The sequence below is a fragment of the Streptomyces sp. NPDC001508 genome (assembly GCF_040298665.1).
Taxonomy (GTDB): domain Bacteria; phylum Actinomycetota; class Actinomycetes; order Streptomycetales; family Streptomycetaceae; genus Streptomyces.
In genome coordinates, this window is record NZ_JBEPAP010000055.1 from 44,748 (window position 1) to 62,193 (window position 17,446).

The window sequence follows — 17,446 nt, forward strand, 5'->3', positions numbered from 1 at the left end:
CGCCCAACGCCTGCGCCGAACGGATCGCCCGCCTGTCCCACCTCGGGACTACGGCTGCCCCTTTGGCGCCCTCGGCCGGTTCGCCTCCGCGCTCCCCGCTCGAACCACCTCCCCTCGCTGTGCCCCGCCGTCGTTCCGACCCCTCGTCGATGAGGCCGAGCGACGCCCCAAGGCCGTCGACCCCTTGCTCCGCACGCTCCTAGGACACTGTCTTGAACGCCAGCGCCACCCCCAGCGGCCGTTCCCGCACTCCTGACCTCACCTCCCACGACACACAGCCTCCGCCCTCGCCGACGGCCGGGCGGGTGCCCGAACAGCGGCACCGGACCCCGGAAACGGACCGCTCGCGGAGCGCGCCCGACGACCTCTTGGAACATCCGGACCCCCACACGGCCGCCCAGGGCGCGGCCGTGGAGAACCTGCTCCGCTGCTGGGTCCGCGAGAGGAACCTCGGTCCCGACGCCGACCCCCACGTCGGTTCCGATCCCGACACCGATGCCGGCGCGGGCTCCCGCTTCGGCTCGCTCCGCATCCCGCTGCCCCTCAGCGGCACGGCCCTGACGGCACCCATCCGCTACTGGTCCCCGACCGGCTGGCACCGATTCGGCCCTCCGCGTCTGGCCGACGCCCCTGCGGACGCCTCACCGGTCGACGCCGTGACACTCGCGGCGCTGATCGCCAGGGAGACACCCGGCGGCAGTGACACCCCCGCCGGTCCGGGCACCGTCGCGACCACGGACGGGGGAGACCTGGCCGCACGCGTGGCCGACTCGGTCCGCCGCACCGCCGGCTTCATCAGCGACCGTCGCTCCCACCCCGTCGACGGACCCGACCTGTTTCTCAGCGCCGAACAGGCACTCCTGCTCGGACACCCGCTGCACCCGACCCCGAAGAGCCGAGAGGGCCTGTCCGAAGCCGAAGTCCGCCCTTACTCACCGGAACTGCGCGGCTCCTTTCCTCTGCACTGGATGGCCGTATCACCTTCCTTGCTCGCTGCCGACTCGGTCTGGACCGAGCGCGGACGCCCCGTCCGAGCGGAGTACCTCACGGCACGGCTCGCCGGCTCCGGGCTGCCCCTGCCTGAAGGGTTCGCCGCCCTTCCCCTGCACCCGTGGCAGTCACGGGAGGTCCGGCACCGAGACGACATCGCCGCCCTCCTCGACGCGGGGCTGCTCCGTGAACTCGGTCCCTTCGGGACCCCATGGAATCCCACCTCCTCCGTACGCACCGTCCATCGATCCGGTGCTCCCGCGATGCTCAAGCTGTCGCTGGGCCTGCGGATCACCAACTCCCGCCGGGAGAACCTCCGTAAGGAACTCCACCGCGGCGTCGAGGTGCACCGCCTGTTGCGCTCCGGCCTGTCGCGGCAGTGGCAGGCCGTGCACCCGGGCTTCGACATCGTCCGCGACCCCGCGTGGCTGGCCGCCGACGACCAGGACGGCCGGCCCGTCCGGGGACTCGATGTGGTGATCCGGCACAATCCCTTCGCACCCACCGACGACGTCTCCTGCCTCGCCGGTCTCGTGGCGCCTCGCCCCATGGCCGTTCCCGCGGCCAACGGGCACCTCACGCCTGCGGGGGCATGGCCCCTCCAGTCCCGCCTGGCCCACATCGTCACGCGCCTCGCCGAGCGGACCGGTCGCCCCCGTGGAACGGTCGCCGCGGAGTGGTTCCTGCGCTACCTGGAACTGGTCGTGCGTCCCGTGCTGTGGCTGGACAGCGAGGCGGGGATCGCGCTGGAGGCGCACCAGCAGAACACGCTGCTCGTCCTGGACGGCGACGGTTGGCCTGCGGGCGGCCGCTACCGCGACAACCAGGGCTACTACTTCCGCGAGTCCCGCCGAGCCGAACTCGACGCACGACTGCCCGGCATCGGCGAGCACAGCGACACATTCGTCTCCGACGAGGTCACCGACGAGCGGTTCGGCTACTACCTCGCCATCAACAACGTGTTCGGCCTGATCGGTGCGTTCGGCTCGCAGCACCTCGCCGACGAGCGCCTGCTGCTGGCCGCGTTCCGCCGCTTTCTCGCCGGAGTCGCCGCCGGGCCCACGCCGCTGCGGACCTCCCTGCCCGCCCGCCTGCTGGACTCACCCGTCCTGCGCTGCAAAGCCAACCTGCTCACGCGGTTGCACGGCCTCGACGAACTCGTCGGTCCAGTCGACACCCAGTCCCTCTACGTCACCATCGCCAACCCCCTTCATTCCTGACCCGGACAACACCCACTTCATTCACCCTCCGAGGAACGTGATCCACCTCGGCCTCTGAGAGGAGCGCGCCATGTCCCCTGCCGACGCGAGCACCGACACCGGACCCGTGCCCGTTCGCCCGGGTTCCTCCGATCCCGGAGGGGACAGCGAGGATACGCTGGACCTGCGCCTCCCCGATGAACTCGTGGCCCTCTTCGCCGCGGAACCGGAGGACTCCGATGCCCCATCCGGTGCCGGTGCCGCCACTACCGGTACCGGTGCCGCTCCGCTCGCCGTGGGGGACGAGCGGGGGCCGTCTCCGACGGTGGCCGACCAGGGCTCCGCGACGGACACCGGTCGGCGCTCGGAGTTGGACACCCTCTATGCCTTCGCGGCACCGGCCAACTCGCCGTCTGCCGCGAAAGTCGGCCCGCCGCCCGCTGCGGAGGCCGGCCTCTCCCGCGCGGAAGACGACCTGCTCGACCATGTCGCTGCCTGGGGCCCGACCGGCACACCCGCGGGCCTGTTCCAGTTGGTCCCCGTCCGCCTCGACCACGACCTCCCGCTCATCAGCCGCTGGATGAACGACCCGGCAGTCGCTGCCTTCTGGGAACTGGCCGGTTCCTCGGACAGGACCGAGGAACACCTGGCCACCCAGCTCACCGGTGACGGCCGTAGCGTGCCGTGCCTCGGCACGCTGGACGGCACTCCGATGAGCTACTGGGAGATCTACCGGGCGGATCTGGACCCGTTGGCACGTCACTACCCGGCCCGCCCGCACGACACCGGAATCCATCTCCTTGTCGGCGGCGTCGCCGACCGAGGGCGGGGCCTTGGATCCGCCCTGCTCAGAGCAGTGGCCGACCTGGTCCTGGGCCGACGGCTGGCCTGTTCACGAATCGTCGCCGAGCCCGACCTTCGCAATACGCCGTCCATTGCCGCCTTCCTTTCTGCAGGCTTCCGGTTCGCCGCCGAGGTCGACCTGCCGGCCAAGCGGGCCGCCCTCATGATTAGGGACCGGTCACTGCGTGATGTGTTGTAGCGCCGAGTGACGACGCGTTCACATGTAGTACGCGGCGCGGGCCGCTGAAGTTCCCGGTCGGCCGAACCGAATTCATCGAGCAAGGCAGCCGGGCCATCTTCAGCGAAGCAGCGGTTTGCCGGTCGCTTTGCGCACCGCCGCTAGCCAAGCAATCCGGACGCGGACCGGCCCGCGCTGCCCGGCACCGGCCGAAAAGCCTCCTGCCGCCTGCCTCTTGCCACCCGCTGCCTGCCGCCTGCCGAATCAGCCGACTGGGCCCGCCCTGTCGATTCCGCCCGACCTGACACGCTCTGCTGATCGAGTCCGACTGAACCCCTGCGCCCCGCCTCGACGCCCCTTGGGTCCCGGTGCCACCCCGGCCCTTGCCCGGTCGCGGCCCGGTCGCGCTCCAGCGCCACCCCCCTGAGTCCCGCCTCGCCCCACTCCACCCCGCCCCACGTCCGACACCGCCGAGGAGTCCGCACCGTGATCCGCACCGGCCTTCACCGGTCCCGCCCGTGGCGTCTCAGCCAATCCCGCGAACATGGCACCCGATCCCGCGATCCTGATCTCCGCAGCAGTCGTGAGGCACCGCCCACTGCCCCGTCGGTCGGCCGGTCCACCGGCGCTCACCCCGTCCGACCTCTCCTCTCCCACTTGATCCCACGTTTGTCGGTGCCTGGCCGTAGGGTGGTCGGGCTATGACGAAGCCCTCACTCCCCGAACTCCTGCATGCCGCTGTCGCAGCCGTCGGCGGCACGGAGCGCCCCGGCCAGGTGACCATGGCCGAATCGGTCGCCGAAGCGATCGACGACGGATCCCACCTGCTGGTCCAGGCCGGTACCGGTACCGGTAAGTCGCTGGGCTACCTGGTGCCCGCGCTCGCGCACGGGGAGCGCGTCGTCGTCGCGACGGCCACCCTCGCTCTGCAGCGCCAGCTCGTGGAGCGCGATCTGCCGCGCACGGTCGAGGCGCTGCATCCCCTGCTGCGCCGCCGTCCGGAGTTCGCGATGCTCAAGGGACGGTCCAACTATCTGTGCCTGCATCGTCTGCACGAGGGCGTACCGCAGGACGAGGAGGAGGGGCTCTTCGACCAGTTCGAGGCGGCTGCGCCGACCAGCAAGCTGGGCCAGGACCTGCTGCGGATGCGTGACTGGGCGGACGAGACCGAGAGCGGGGACCGGGACGATCTGACACCTGGTGTGTCCGACCGTGCCTGGGCGCAGGTGTCGGTCTCCTCCCGGGAGTGCCTGGGCGCCTCGAAATGCGCCTACGGCGCCGAGTGCTTCGCCGAGATGGCCCGGGAGCGGGCCAAGCTCGCCGAGGTCGTCGTCACCAACCACGCGCTGCTCGCGATCGACGCCATCGAGGGTGCCCCGGTGCTTCCTCAGCACGAGGTGCTGATCGTGGACGAGGCGCACGAACTGGTTTCGCGGGTCACCGGCGTCGCGACCGGGGAGCTGACGCCGGGCCAGGTCAACCGGGCGGTGCGCCGCGCCGCGAAGCTGGTCAACGAGAAGGCCGCGGACCAGCTCCAGACCGCCGCCGAGGGCTTCGAGCGGCTGATGGAGCTGGCCCTTCCGGGCCGCTTGGAGGAGATCCCGGAAGATCTCTCCTACGCCCTGATGGCCCTGCGGGACGCCGCCCGCACCGTCATCTCCTCGATCGGCGTGACCCGTGACAAGTCGGTTCAGGACGAGGACGCGGTCCGCAAGCAGGCGCTGGCGTCCGTGGAGACGGTGCATGACGTGGCGGAGCGCGTGGTGAACGGCTCCGAGTGGGATGTCGTCTGGTACGAACGGCACGACCGCTTCGGCGCATCCCTCCGCGTCGCACCCATGTCCGTCTCGGGACTCCTCAGGGAGAAGCTCTTCGCGGACCGCTCCGTCGTCCTCACGTCCGCAACGCTCAAACTGGGCGGCGACTTCAACGGAGTGGGGGCCTCCCTGGGCCTGGCCCCGGAAGGCACCGAAGGGGAGGATCTCCCTCAGTGGAAGGGCCTCGACGTCGGCTCACCCTTCGACTATCGCAAACAGGGCATTCTGTACGTCGCCAAGCATTTGTCGCGTCCGGCACGGGACGGCGACCGCGCGGACATGCTCGACGAACTGACCGAACTGATCCAGGCGGCTGGCGGCCGCACGCTCGGCCTGTTCTCCTCCATGCGGGCGGCTCAGCTCGCCGCCGAGGAACTGCGCTCGCGGATCCCCGAGTTCCCGATCCTGCTCCAGGGCGAGGAGACCCTCGGCGAGTTGATCAAGAACTTCGCCGCTGATTCCCAGACCTGTCTGTTCGGCACTCTGTCGCTGTGGCAGGGCGTCGATGTCCCGGGGCCCAGCTGCCAGCTGGTCGTGATGGACAAGATCCCTTTCCCGCGCCCCGACGACCCGCTGATGAGCGCTCGCCAGAAGGCAGTGGAGGATGCGGGCGGCAATGGCTTCATGGCGGTCGCCGCCACTCATGCGGCGCTGCTCATGGCGCAGGGCGCCGGCCGGCTCGTCCGGGCCTCGGGAGACAGAGGTGTGGTCGCCGTGCTGGACCAGCGGCTGGCCACTGCACGGTACGGCGGTTACCTCAAGGCGTCACTGCCCGACTTCTGGTACACCACGGACCGCAACCAGGTGCGAAAGTCGCTCGCGGCCATTGACGCCGCCGCGCGGCAAGGGGACGCGAAGTGATCGCGGGTTAGCCTGTCCCGGCGCCGGGACAGGCTAACCCGCGATGTGACGCCGCCGGTCGCCGGGGCCGTGCAGCACAGGACCCCGGAACCGGCGCAGAGGTTCCGGGGCCCGGTCAGGGGAAGAGCCGACGCTCGCCGTCGGGCCGTCAGACGCGGCGCAGGACCGCGACGACCTTGCCCAGGATGGTCGCGTCGTCACCGGGGATGGGCTCGTACGCGGAGTTGTGCGGGAGGAGCCAGACATGGCCGTCCTCGCGCTTGAAGCGCTTGACGGTGGCTTCACCGTCGAGCATCGCGGCCACGATGTCGCCGTTCTCCGCGACCGGCTGGCGGCGGACGGTGACCCAGTCTCCGTCGCAGATCGCGGCCTCGATCATGGAGTCGCCGACGACCTTCAGCACGAACAGCTCACCGTCGCCGACGAGCTGCCGGGGAAGGGGGAAGACGTCCTCGACCGATTCCTCTGCGAGGATCGGGCCACCGGCGGCGATGCGGCCGACGAGCGGGACGTAGGACGCGGCGGGCTTGCCGGCGGTGTCCGTGGGCTGCACGGTCACCGTCTGGTCGGAGCCGCGGACCTCGTACGCGCGCGGGCGGTGCGGGTCGCGGCGCAGGAAGCCCTTCCGTTCGAGCGCCATCAGCTGGTGCGCGACCGAAGAGGTGCTGGACAGGCCGACGGCCTGACCGATCTCCCGCATCGACGGTGGGTAGCCACGCCGCTGCACCGAGTCCCTGATGACCTCGATCACCCGACGCTGCCGGTCGGTGAGTCCCGAGCTGTCGGCCCGGATGCCTGGAGGTCGGCCGGGCAGAGAGCGCTTGTGCCCTTCTGGATTCGCGGCTTCGTTCATCGCGTGCACCGGCTCAAGTCGGCCCTGGGAGCGGTCCTGGGCAGTGATGGTGGCTGTGTCTGCGGTGGTGGTCACGTCGGCCCCTCTCGATGGTCTCCCTGCTGCACAACGGTAGTTGCTTTCGAAAGGTTGCGCCAAACACACGTTCGAGTGAAAAAACGCGGTTCGCTTAGCGTGATCACGTGTCTGGGTGTATGGCTAACGCGGTGCCTGGCGGAAAAAAGGGCTCATTGCTGTACTCTTCACCGCCGGGCCGACGACCTCGTGGGTTGCGCGCCCAGTCTGCCATTCGGAGCCCTGTCGACCAGGAGCCGGTCCCCTTCTGTGCCGGAGCCGCACGCGTCCTTCGCGTGGCGTCCACGGTATCTCCGTATCCCTCGCCGCGGTACGCATGCGACACGCGCGCGTGTCGATGTATTGAGCCAGGCACCACATCTAGTGGTTGGATTGCTACAGCTGCCCACAAGTTGTGGTCCCCGGGTCATCGATGTCGGAGAGATCGCCTATGCTGGGGGCTGCTTCGAGGGGCCCAAGAGGTCTTTCGGGGCCATTGAGTCTGCTGTGAGGAGGGTTGGAGATCATGCACTGCCCCTTCTGCAGGCACCCCGACAGCCGTGTCGTGGACAGTCGGACGACCGACGACGGCACGTCGATCCGCAGGCGCCGTCAGTGCCCGGACTGCACCCGCCGCTTCACGACCGTGGAGACGTGCTCGCTCATGGTGGTCAAGCGGTCCGGGGTCACCGAGCCGTTCAGCCGCACCAAGGTCATCAACGGTGTGCGCAAGGCATGCCAGGGGCGACCCGTCACCGAGGACGCGCTCGCCCAACTCGGCCAGCGGGTCGAGGAGGCGGTGCGGGCCACCGGGAGTGCCGAGCTGACCACCCACGACGTGGGGCTGGCCATACTCGGCCCGTTGCAGGAGCTCGACCTCGTCGCCTATCTGCGATTCGCCTCCGTCTACCGGGCGTTCGACTCGCTTGAGGACTTCGAGGCCGCCATCGCCGAACTCAGGGAAGCGAGGCGAGTCCCCGCCGCGGACGACGATGACGCGGGAGCGGGGAGCCGGGAGGACGAGCGCGGGCGCGGAGGGGCTGCCGAGGTCCCCGTGCCCGCCCACGCCGCCGACTGAAGGACGCGCCGGAGCGGGCGGGGTCCGGGATCCGGCCGGACGGCGGCGAGTGAAGACCTGTTGCGGGCGGCAGCGTGCTGGGAGCCCGCAACACAAGACAGAACACCGTGCCACGGGAACATCGGGGCACTTCAGGGCGTTTTAGCCCGTACAGGGAGGCGGCATGACAGAGACGGCGAGCGGTCCGGCGCGAGGTTCCCGAGCCAAGGGGGCCAAGGTCACCAAGGGGCTGCGTATCGAGCGCATCCACACCACCCCCGGCGTACATCCGTACGACGAGGTGGAGTGGGCGCGCCGTGACGTCGTCATGACCAACTGGCGCGACGGCTCAATCAATTTCGAGCAGCGTGGCGTCGAGTTCCCCGACTTCTGGTCGGTGAACGCGGTCAACATCGTCACCAGCAAGTACTTCCGTGGTGCCGTGGGCACCCCGCAGCGCGAGACCAGCCTCAAGCAGCTGATCGACCGCATCGTGAAGACGTACCGGAAGGCCGGAGAGGACTACAAGTACTTCGCCTCGCCCGCCGACGCCGAGATCTTCGAGCACGAGCTGGCGTACGCCCTCCTGCACCAGATCTTCAGCTTCAACAGCCCCGTCTGGTTCAACGTCGGGACGCCCCAGCCCCAGCAGGTCTCCGCCTGCTTCATCCTGTCCGTCGACGACTCCATGGAGTCGATTCTCGACTGGTACAAGGAAGAGGGCATGATCTTCAAGGGCGGCTCCGGAGCCGGCCTGAACCTCTCCCGCATCCGTTCCTCCAAGGAACTGCTGTCCTCCGGCGGCAACGCCTCCGGTCCGGTCTCCTTCATGCGTGGCGCCGACGCCTCGGCGGGCACCATCAAGTCCGGCGGAGCCACCCGGCGCGCCGCCAAGATGGTCATCCTCGACGTCGACCACCCCGACATCGAGGACTTCATCGAGACCAAGGTGAAGGAAGAGGAGAAGATCCGCGCCCTGCGCGACGCGGGCTTCGACATGGACCTGGGCGGCGACGACATCACCTCCGTCCAGTACCAGAACGCCAACAACTCGGTCCGCGTGAACGACGAGTTCATGAAGGCCGTCGAGCAGGGCGGAAAGTTCGGCCTCCGCGCGCGGATGACCGGCGAGGTCATCGAGGAGGTCGAGGCCAAGACCCTGTTCCGCAAGATGGCCGAGGCCGCCTGGGCCTGCGCCGACCCCGGCATCCAGTACGACGACACCATCAACCACTGGCACACCTGCCCGGAGTCCGGCCGGATCAACGGCTCGAACCCCTGCAGCGAGTACATGCACCTGGACAACACGTCCTGCAACCTCGCCTCGCTGAACCTGATGAAGTTCTTGAAGGACGACGGCAAGGGCAACCAGTCGTTCGAGGTCGAGCGCTTCGCGAAGGTCGTCGAACTCGTCATCACCGCGATGGACATCTCCATCTGCTTCGCCGACTTCCCGACCCAGAAGATCGGCGAGAACACGCGCGCGTTTCGCCAGCTCGGCATCGGCTACGCCAACCTGGGCGCCCTGCTGATGGCCACCGGCCACGCCTACGACTCCGACGGCGGTCGTGCCCTGGCCGGCGCCATCACCTCCCTGATGACCGCCACGTCGTACCGGCGTTCCGCCGAACTCGCCGCGGTCGTCGGCCCGTACGACGGCTACGCCCGCAACGCCGACCCCCACAAGCGCGTCATGAAGCAGCACGCCGACGCCAACGCCGCGGCCGTTCGCATGGACGACCTGGACACCCCGGTCTGGGCCGCCGCCACGGAGGCCTGGCAGGACGTGCTGCGCCTCGGTGAGAAGAACGGATTCCGTAACTCCCAGGCGTCCGTCATCGCCCCGACCGGCACCATCGGTCTCGCGATGTCCTGCGACACCACCGGCCTGGAACCCGACCTCGCCCTGGTCAAGTTCAAGAAGCTGGTCGGCGGCGGCTCGATGCAGATCGTCAACGGCACCGTCCCGCAGGCCCTGCGCCGCCTGGGCTACCAGGAGGAGCAGATCGAGGCGATCGTCGCCCACATCGCCGAGCACGGCAACGTGATCGACGCCCCCGGCCTCAAGCAGCAGCACTACGAAGTGTTCGACTGCGCCATGGGCGAGCGGGCGATCTCCCCGATGGGCCATGTCCGCATGATGGCCGCGATCCAGCCGTGGATCTCCGGCGCCCTGTCCAAGACGGTCAACATGCCGGAGTCGGCGACCGTCGAGGAGGTCGAGGAGATCTACTTCGAGGCGTGGAAGATGGGCGTCAAGGCGCTCGCGATCTACCGCGACAACTGCAAGGTCGGCCAGCCGCTCTCCGCGAAGAAGAAGGGCGACGACAAGAAGACCGAGACCAAGACCGAGGAGGCCCCCAGGGTCGAGAAGGTCGTCGAGTACCGCCCGGTCCGCAAGCGCCTCCCGAAGGGACGTCCTGGCATCACCACGTCCTTCACCGTCGGCGGCGCCGAGGGCTACATGACCGCCAATTCCTACCCGGACGACGGTCTCGGCGAGGTCTTCCTGAAGATGTCCAAGCAGGGCTCGACCCTCGCGGGCATGATGGACGCCTTCTCCATCGCCGTCTCCGTCGGCCTTCAGTACGGCGTGCCCCTGGAGACGTACGTCTCGAAGTTCACCAACATGCGCTTCGAGCCGGCCGGCATGACCGACGACCCGGACGTGCGGATGGCCCAGTCGATCGTCGACTACATCTTCCGCCGTCTGGCGCTGGACTTCCTGCCCTTCGAGACGCGCTCGGCGCTCGGCATCCACTCCGCCGAGGAGCGCCAGCGCCACCTGGAGACCGGCTCCTACGAGTCGTCCGAGGACGAGGTCGACGTCGAGGGACTGGCCCAGTCGGCGCCGCGCCAGACCGACCTGAAGGCCGTGTCCACCCCACAGGCCGGCGGTGAGGCGGCCAAGCCCGCCCCGAAGCAGGCACACACCAGCGCGGAGCTGGTGGAGATGCAGTTGGGCATCCAGGCCGACGCCCCGCTGTGCTTCTCCTGCGGCACGAAGATGCAGCGGGCCGGATCCTGCTACATCTGCGAGGGCTGCGGCTCGACGAGCGGCTGCAGCTGATCCCGTGAGGTGAGGGGCGCCGGCCACGGGTCGGCGCCCCTTTCCGCTCACGTACCACGCATTGCCCTTCTGGCCTCACCCGTCGCAGCGACGGGGCGGCACCTCCGGGTGCCGTCCGGCGCGCTCCGCACCGTCCATGTCGACGGATGCGCTCCCGGTGAACCCTGGCCGCGGGAACCGGCGGCGGCGCAGGACCACGCCCACGCCACGGCCGTGCGCCGACCACCCGGTGTCGATGCGCGCATGGACGCGGCCGAGCGCCACGCCCCGGCGTCCGCGCCGTAGCGCACGGCGCAGAGCCCACCGTCGGGCCCACGCCATCGCGCCCGATACTCGCCGGGCCTTGTGCCGTCCCCGCTCACACAGAGGCCCGCTCGACACAGAGGCCGGTACCCGACGTCCGAGCTTTCCGGATCCGGGCCGGACCACCCGCCGAGGCGTTCAACACGCTGCACAGGCAGCGTCCGCTCCATGCCCTGGCGGACCACGGCCCCGGCACCCGCGACCTTGATGAGCCGCCGCGTGGCGTCACCCACCGCGGGGCGGCCTCGGACCCGCCGGCGCGGACTCCCGCGATCGTCGCCCCTACTCGGGCCGGGCTGCGGGGCCGCCGCGCCGGCCCATGGTCCTGCTGAAGGCCGCGGGGTCGTCCTCGAAGCCACGGACACCAGGATGGAACCGCCACCCGCCGGACTCGTCACGGACGAACTCCGCGACGGTCGCCGCCGTCGCCCCGGGAACCGATGCGAAATCGTCCTCGGCCAGGACGGTGTAACCCTCGCGGATGCGCACCGCCGGATTGAGGACGCCGGCGAACCCGCGCTCGGCGCGGTGCTGCTGGATGACGACACCGACGACCACGCGCGCGTACCGGTCGGCCAGCCGGTCGAGTTCCAGCGTCATGACTTCGTCCGAGCCGAAGCCCTGACCGTCCGCGCTGTCCCGGTTGAGGTAGATCGTTCCATCGGGGGAGCGACTGTCGAAGTGCACCAGATAATCCGGCGTGCCGTACGGGTCGTCTCTCCTGTATGTGGCGGCGATGAGGTCGAGATCGGTGGGCTGCTGCCCCATGGGGCTCGGATCCCACTGCAACGCGACCTCGACCTTGCGGATCCCCTTGCTCAAGCCGTTCACCAAGCTTCCCCTTCCCCCTCTGGGCCTTGTCCCAACTCCCTGGTGGCCAAGGTTCGTTGTCCATCGTGCCATGTGCTGCGGGCCGGTGCGTGGGTGATCTCTTCCAGAGCGTGACCGGTGCCACGCTCCATGGCCTTACGATGGCGCGGTGCTGGTCAAGTGGATTCGCTGCACCGTGGTGGACCGCCGCGGGTTCGAGCGGGGGCAGCGAAAGTGGGCGGGGCTTCTGGGAGAGCCGGGGTTTCGCGGGCAGGGCGGCGGCTGGAGCCGGCAGCGGCCCGGCGTGGCGCACATCTTCGCCTTCTGGGAGAGCCGCGCCTTCTACGACTCCTTCATGGCCCGCTCCCACGACCGTCTCGCGGCGTCGCAGGCGGGCACCTTCAAGGACAGTCAGGCCAAGCTGTTCGAGTACCGCTTCGATGTGAAGACCGGCTTCGAACCGAGGTTCGCGGACTCCGATCTGATCCGTGTCGCCCACTGCCGCATCCACGAAGAACGAGTGGAGAACTTCACGCTGATGCAGGAGAAGGTCTGGAATCCCGCCATGGCCGGCTCGCCCGGCATGATCCGTGGCATGTTCGCCGAGGCCCCCGAGCACGAGTTCCTGATCCTCTCGATGTGGCGCTCGGCCGCCGAGCACGGCAAGTACCGCACCGAACGCGTGGAACGGCTGGCCCTGCGGGCACAGACCGAGGCGGACGTCGCGGCGCTCACCGGTGACATCGTGGAGCTGGAGCCGACATGGACGGTCTGACATACGAGCCTGTGAAATGTGTGCCTCAAGCGGCCCCTGGTGCCGGATTCGTGTGACCTACGCCGTATGGAGCGCTCAGGATTGTCCGGCCGGGCGTCACCCGATCTAGGGTTTTGGCATGGCACGACCACGGCGCATCGTACTGGTCCGGCACGGCGAGTCGACGGGCAATGTCGATGACTCCGTCTACGAGCGGGAACCCGACCACGCCCTCGCGCTCACCGAGCGCGGCTGGCAGCAGGCCGCGGAGACCGGAAAGAGGATTCGGGAGGTGTTCGGCCGGGAGCGGGTGAGCGTGTACGTCTCCCCGTACCGGCGTACGCACGAGACGCTCCGCGCCCTCCACCTCGACCCCGAGCTGATACGGGTGCGCGAGGAACCGCGACTGCGCGAGCAGGACTGGGGGAACTGGCAGGACCGTGACGACGTACGCCTCCAGAAGACCTACCGGGACGCGTACGGACACTTCTTCTTCCGCTTCCCGCAGGGCGAGTCGGGCGCCGATGTGTACGACCGGGTCGGGGGCTTCCTGGAGAGCCTGTTCCGTAGCTTCGAGGCGCCGGACCATCCGCCCAACGTGCTCCTGGTGACCCATGGCCTGGCGATGCGGTTGTTCTGCATGCGCTGGTTCCACTGGACGGTCGCCGAATTCGAATCTCTGTCGAACCCGGGGAACGCGGAGATGCGCATGCTCGTTCTCGGTGATGACGGCAAGTACACGCTCGACCGGCCCTTCGAGCGTTGGCGGGACCCGCTGCCGCACTGGATCAGCGGATAGAGTGGCGGGGCGATGACCGCTGATTCCTCTCGCCCGGAGCGTCTGGACCGCGCCCTGGCCAGTCTGCGCGGACTGGCCGTCGGGGACGCGCTTGGCTCCCAGTTCTTCGTCCCGGCGAACTATCCGCTGCTGAAGCGCCGTGAGCTGCCGCCCGGCCGCTGGCAGTGGACGGACGACACGGAGATGGCCTGCTCCGTGGTCGCCGTCCTCGCCGCGCACCACCGCATCGACCAGGACGCGCTCGCCCGTTCCTTCGCCGAGCACCACGACTTCGACCGCGGTTACGGACCGGCGGTCAACCGCCTGCTGCGCCTCGTCCGCGAGGGTCATGAGTGGCGTGAACCGGCCGCCGGGCTCTTCAACGGGCAGGGATCCTGGGGCAACGGCGCGGCGATGCGGATCGCACCCCTGGGCGCCTGGTACGCGGACGACCCGGAACAGGCGACCCACCAGGCGGAGATCTCGGCCTACACCACCCACCAGCACAGCGAGGCCGTCGTCGGGGCCATGGCCGTCGCGGCGGCCGCCGCCCTGGCCGCCGCCTCCGGTGGTCCGCCCGGCCCCGAGGCACTCCTCGACGGGGTCGTGGCGCTCGTGCCGAAGAGCGCCGTGAGCGCGGGGCTGCGGCGCGCCCGGGACATGCTCGACTACGCAGACGTGGGCACCGTCGCCGCCGTCCTGGGCTGCGGACGGCGCACGTCCGCCCATGACACCGTCCCCTTCGCTCTGTGGTCGGCGGCTCGCGCGCTCGATGACTACGAGACGGCGTTCTGGACGACCGCCCAGGTCGGTGGGGATGTCGACACCACATGCGCCATCGTGGGCGGCGTGCTGGCGGCCGGAAAGGCGGGGACGCCGCCGCGCGAGTGGCTGGGGCGTGTGGAGACGCTGCCGGACTGGGCGGCGGTGGCCTGACACCCGCGGTCGGCCCCAGCCGCTGGAAGCCCTGCGTGATTGCCGGGAACTCTGCGTGATGCCTGCGCGTTGTTCTGATTGGCGTCGACGGCGTGACGTCATGCGGCAACCATGACGGGCGTGGCCGGGGGCGCCCAGCACCGGGGCTCGGTGTGCCGCATGACGCCCGTAGGCCGACGAACCCGTGGTGGACGGGGCGTTTGGCCACGGCGCCGTGATTGGGGGACGCCGGGGGTTACACGACCGGGGCGCCACCCGCGCCGCTGAGGGCCTCCAGGTCGCTCTTGCGGACGCGTATGACGACAGCGGCGACGGCGAGTGCGAGGACGGCCATGGCGGCGGCAGGGATGAAGGCTGTGGAGATGCCGTGTGCGAGGACTTCGTGGCTCCACGGGGCCGGCAACTGGTGGGTCTTGGCGAACGCAGCCTTCTGCTCGGGTGAGGCCTGGGCCATGAACGCCGCTGCCTGCTTGGTCGCCTCGTCGCGGCTGGCCGAGCCGAAGACGGTGGTCAGGATGGACAGACCGAGGGAACCGCCCACCTGCTGGGTCGCGTTGAGCAGGGCGGAGGCCGCTCCCGCCTCGTGTGGGGCGATGCCGGAGATGGCGGTCACGGTAACGGTGACGAAGTTGAGCCCCATGCCGAAGCCGAAGATCAGCATCGGGCCGAGCACTCCGCCGACGTAGGAGCTACCTGAGTCGATCAGCGACTGCCAGGCCAGTCCGATGGCGACGAGAGTGGCGCCGATGATCAGGAACGGCTTGGGACCGAATGTCGGCAGCAGCCGCTGCGATATCCCCGCGCCCAACGCGATGACGACGGTGACGGGCAGGAAGGCCAGGCCGGCCCGGATGGGGGAGTAGCTCAGTACGTTCTGCACGAACAGCACGATGTAGAAGAACATGCCGAACATCGCTGCGGCGAGGCTGATCATGATCACGTAGGTGCCTGAGCGGTTGCGGTTGGCGAACATCCGCAGCGGGGTGATCGGTTCCTTGGCGCGGGTCTCTACAAAGAGGAAGGCGGCGAGGAGCACCACGGCCGCGCCGAACGCGCCGAGTGTGAGCGAATCCCGCCAGCCGTCGGATGCCGCCCTGATGAACCCGTAGACCAGGGCCACCATGCCGAGTGTCGAGGTGGCCGCCCCGGTGAGGTCGAAGCGCCCGGGGTGCCGCTCGGACTCGTTGATGTAGCGCGGTGCGAGCCCCGCGATGAGGATGCCGATGGGCACATTGACGAAGAGCACCCAGCGCCAGTTGAGCCACTCGGTGAGGAGCCCGCCGGCCAAGAGACCGAGGGCGCCGCCGCCCGCGGAGACGGCCGCGAAGATGCCGAACGCCCTGTTGCGTTCCGGGCCTTCGGGGAACGTCGTGGTGATGAGCGCGAGCGAGGTGGGTGATGCGATCGCGCCGCCCATGCCTTGCAGGACACGCGCGGCAAGCAGTTGCCAGGGCTCCTGGGCGAATCCGCCGAGGAGTGAGGCGAAGGTGAAGAGCAGGATGCCGGTGATGAAGACCCGCCGGCGGCCGAGGATGTCACCAGCGCGGCCGCCCAGCAGGAGAAGGCCGCCAAAGGTGAGGGTGTAGGCGCTGACCACCCAAGTCAGGTTGGTAGTCGAGAAGTTCAGGGCGGTCTGGATGTGCGGCAAGGCGATGTTAACGATGGTGGCATCAAGCACCACCATCAGCTGGCACGCAGCGATGACCGTGAGCGCAATGCCGGGGTGCGACGAGCGTGCGGCTGGACCCGGCGGGGCTGGCACGGGTGACTGCGTCCGTATCTGATCGTGCGTCACGGGAGGTCCCCCAGAGGTGAAGTAGTGAACGTGTGCGTTCACTAAATGCGACAACAGCGAGTCGGAGTTTGAGAACACAAGCGTTCTCTAAGGGAGTTGGTCCTGGAGGGCGGTCCGGTTGAGACAGGTGGTGGGTTTGGGTGGCGGCGCTGCATGGTGAGGCGATGGGGAGAGGGGTGCCGAGAGCGCGGGTGCGGTCCGAGGTGCTGAACGACTGTGCTCACGGGAGTCGAGATGGCGTCTTGCCGGGTGGTGTGGCCGATACAGATGGGAACGGGGGCGACCAGCGGTCTCGCGGAGGGCGGGTCACCGTGGCGGCGACGTATGACTTGCCGTAGTGGGCTTACTTGGCCGCAGGTTCGAGCCTTCGGCAGGAGCCGCAATCAAGGGCTGGTCGTGGACCGTAGCCGTAGCCGTAGCCGGGGTGGTGCGAGCCGGAGTGGAGACGGCCCAACTTGGTCACGGACGTGTACACCACGACCGCCACCGTCCCGGACGTGGAGGCGACCCAACCCATGCAGCGCGCGCTGTTCGAACGCGGCCTGTAACCGGGCGAGTACTACCTCGATTCCGGCTACCCCTTGGGCCGAGCTGATCCACGCCGCCCTCCCCCGGGGCGTCACCATGGTCACCCCGGTCCTGCTCGGCCAGTCGCCCCAGGCAAGGGCCGCCACCGGCTACGACAAGAGCGCCTTCCACGTCGACTGGAAGGCCCGTCAGGCCCGTTGCCCCGCGGGCCGGATCAGCAGCAACTGGAACCCCGTGCGCCGGCACGGGCAGGACGCGATCGTCGTCACCTTCACGAAGAGCACCTGCAGCCCGTGTCCCCACCGCGCCGCGTGCACCACCGCCCGCCAGGGCCGCCGCTTGACCTCAACCGCGGTAGAGCTATGAGGATGCAGCCGACGTGTGCCGGTGCCCCGGCACGCCCCCGCATCTCCGTCGGAAGGACTCCCCATGAAAGCAGCCGCCCTCCGCACGTACGGCGGCCCCGAAGTTGTGGAATTGCAGGAGGTCGAGACGCCCGAGGCCGGGCCGGGTCAGGTTCGGGTACGGGTCAGACACCCCATGTCGTTTGGTGTCAAGCGGCTGGGGTGTGGGCGTGGTGTGACCAGGCGGTTGCTTCGTCGTAGTGGGTGCGGGTTTTG

The 17,446-nt window shown here is 69.2% G+C and carries 12 protein-coding genes; 9 read left to right on the forward strand and 3 right to left on the reverse strand.

The features are described from left to right. The first annotated feature begins 212 nt into the window (after positions 1 to 212). From ABT245_RS34750 to ABT245_RS34760, 3 genes are all read left to right on the forward strand, one after another. The gene (locus tag ABT245_RS34750; RefSeq protein WP_502982251.1) at positions 213 to 2,210 is read left to right on the forward strand and encodes an IucA/IucC family protein; all 1,998 of its coding nucleotides are present in this window, start codon (positions 213 to 215) and stop codon (positions 2,208 to 2,210) included. A 70-nt stretch (positions 2,211 to 2,280) separates the two neighbouring features. Further along, positions 2,281 to 3,231, forward strand: coding sequence for a GNAT family N-acetyltransferase (locus tag ABT245_RS34755; protein WP_351741667.1), 951 nt, complete (start codon positions 2,281 to 2,283; stop codon positions 3,229 to 3,231). Between the two features lie 680 nt (positions 3,232 to 3,911). Further along, entirely contained in the window at positions 3,912 to 5,888 is a 1,977-nt protein-coding gene (locus ABT245_RS34760; protein ID WP_351741669.1) for an ATP-dependent DNA helicase, read from the forward strand. 148 nt (positions 5,889 to 6,036) lie between these two features. On the opposite strand, the gene lexA is transcribed toward ABT245_RS34760, so the two are convergent. Then, positions 6,037 to 6,816 carry a transcriptional repressor LexA gene (lexA, locus tag ABT245_RS34765; protein WP_351741671.1) on the reverse strand — a complete coding sequence of 260 codons (780 nt, stop codon included), beginning with the start codon at positions 6,814 to 6,816 and terminating at the stop codon, positions 6,037 to 6,039. A 505-nt stretch (positions 6,817 to 7,321) separates the two neighbouring features. On the opposite strand from lexA, the gene nrdR reads away from it, so the two are divergent. Next, on the forward strand, positions 7,322 to 7,873 hold the full coding sequence (gene nrdR / locus ABT245_RS34770; protein WP_351741673.1) for a transcriptional regulator NrdR: 552 nt from the start codon (positions 7,322 to 7,324) through the stop codon (positions 7,871 to 7,873). Between the two features lie 163 nt (positions 7,874 to 8,036). Then, entirely contained in the window at positions 8,037 to 10,922 is a 2,886-nt protein-coding gene (locus tag ABT245_RS34775; RefSeq protein ID WP_351741675.1) for a vitamin B12-dependent ribonucleotide reductase, read from the forward strand. 585 nt (positions 10,923 to 11,507) lie between these two features. On the opposite strand, the gene ABT245_RS34780 is transcribed toward ABT245_RS34775, so the two are convergent. Further along, positions 11,508 to 12,128, reverse strand: coding sequence for a TerD family protein (locus ABT245_RS34780; RefSeq protein WP_351741677.1), 621 nt, complete (start codon positions 12,126 to 12,128; stop codon positions 11,508 to 11,510). Between the two features lie 76 nt (positions 12,129 to 12,204). Between ABT245_RS34780 and ABT245_RS34785 the strand changes: the two genes are divergently transcribed. The 3 genes from ABT245_RS34785 (at position 12,205) to ABT245_RS34795 (ending at position 14,503) form a co-directional block, all read left to right on the forward strand. Continuing rightward, positions 12,205 to 12,810, forward strand: a complete 606-nt coding sequence (locus ABT245_RS34785) for a YdbC family protein (RefSeq protein WP_351741681.1) — start codon at positions 12,205 to 12,207, stop codon at positions 12,808 to 12,810. 118 nt (positions 12,811 to 12,928) lie between these two features. Continuing rightward, positions 12,929 to 13,588 (forward strand): histidine phosphatase family protein, encoded by a 660-nt coding sequence (locus tag ABT245_RS34790; protein WP_351741682.1) that lies wholly within the window; start codon positions 12,929 to 12,931, stop codon positions 13,586 to 13,588. Between the two features lie 12 nt (positions 13,589 to 13,600). Beyond that, positions 13,601 to 14,503: an ADP-ribosylglycohydrolase family protein gene (locus tag ABT245_RS34795; protein ID WP_351741685.1), complete on the forward strand. Its 903-nt coding sequence runs from the start codon at positions 13,601 to 13,603 to the stop codon at positions 14,501 to 14,503. Positions 14,504 to 14,738: 235 nt separating this feature from the next. On the opposite strand, the gene ABT245_RS34800 is transcribed toward ABT245_RS34795, so the two are convergent. Next, a complete protein-coding gene (locus ABT245_RS34800; protein ID WP_351741687.1) occupies positions 14,739 to 16,265 on the reverse strand; it encodes an MFS transporter in 1,527 nt (508 codons plus the stop codon). Positions 16,266 to 16,922: 657 nt separating this feature from the next. Between ABT245_RS34800 and ABT245_RS34805 the strand changes: the two genes are divergently transcribed. Beyond that, positions 16,923 to 17,192 carry a transposase gene (locus tag ABT245_RS34805; RefSeq protein WP_351741689.1) on the forward strand — a complete coding sequence of 90 codons (270 nt, stop codon included), beginning with the start codon at positions 16,923 to 16,925 and terminating at the stop codon, positions 17,190 to 17,192. Positions 17,193 to 17,446 lie beyond the last annotated feature (254 nt).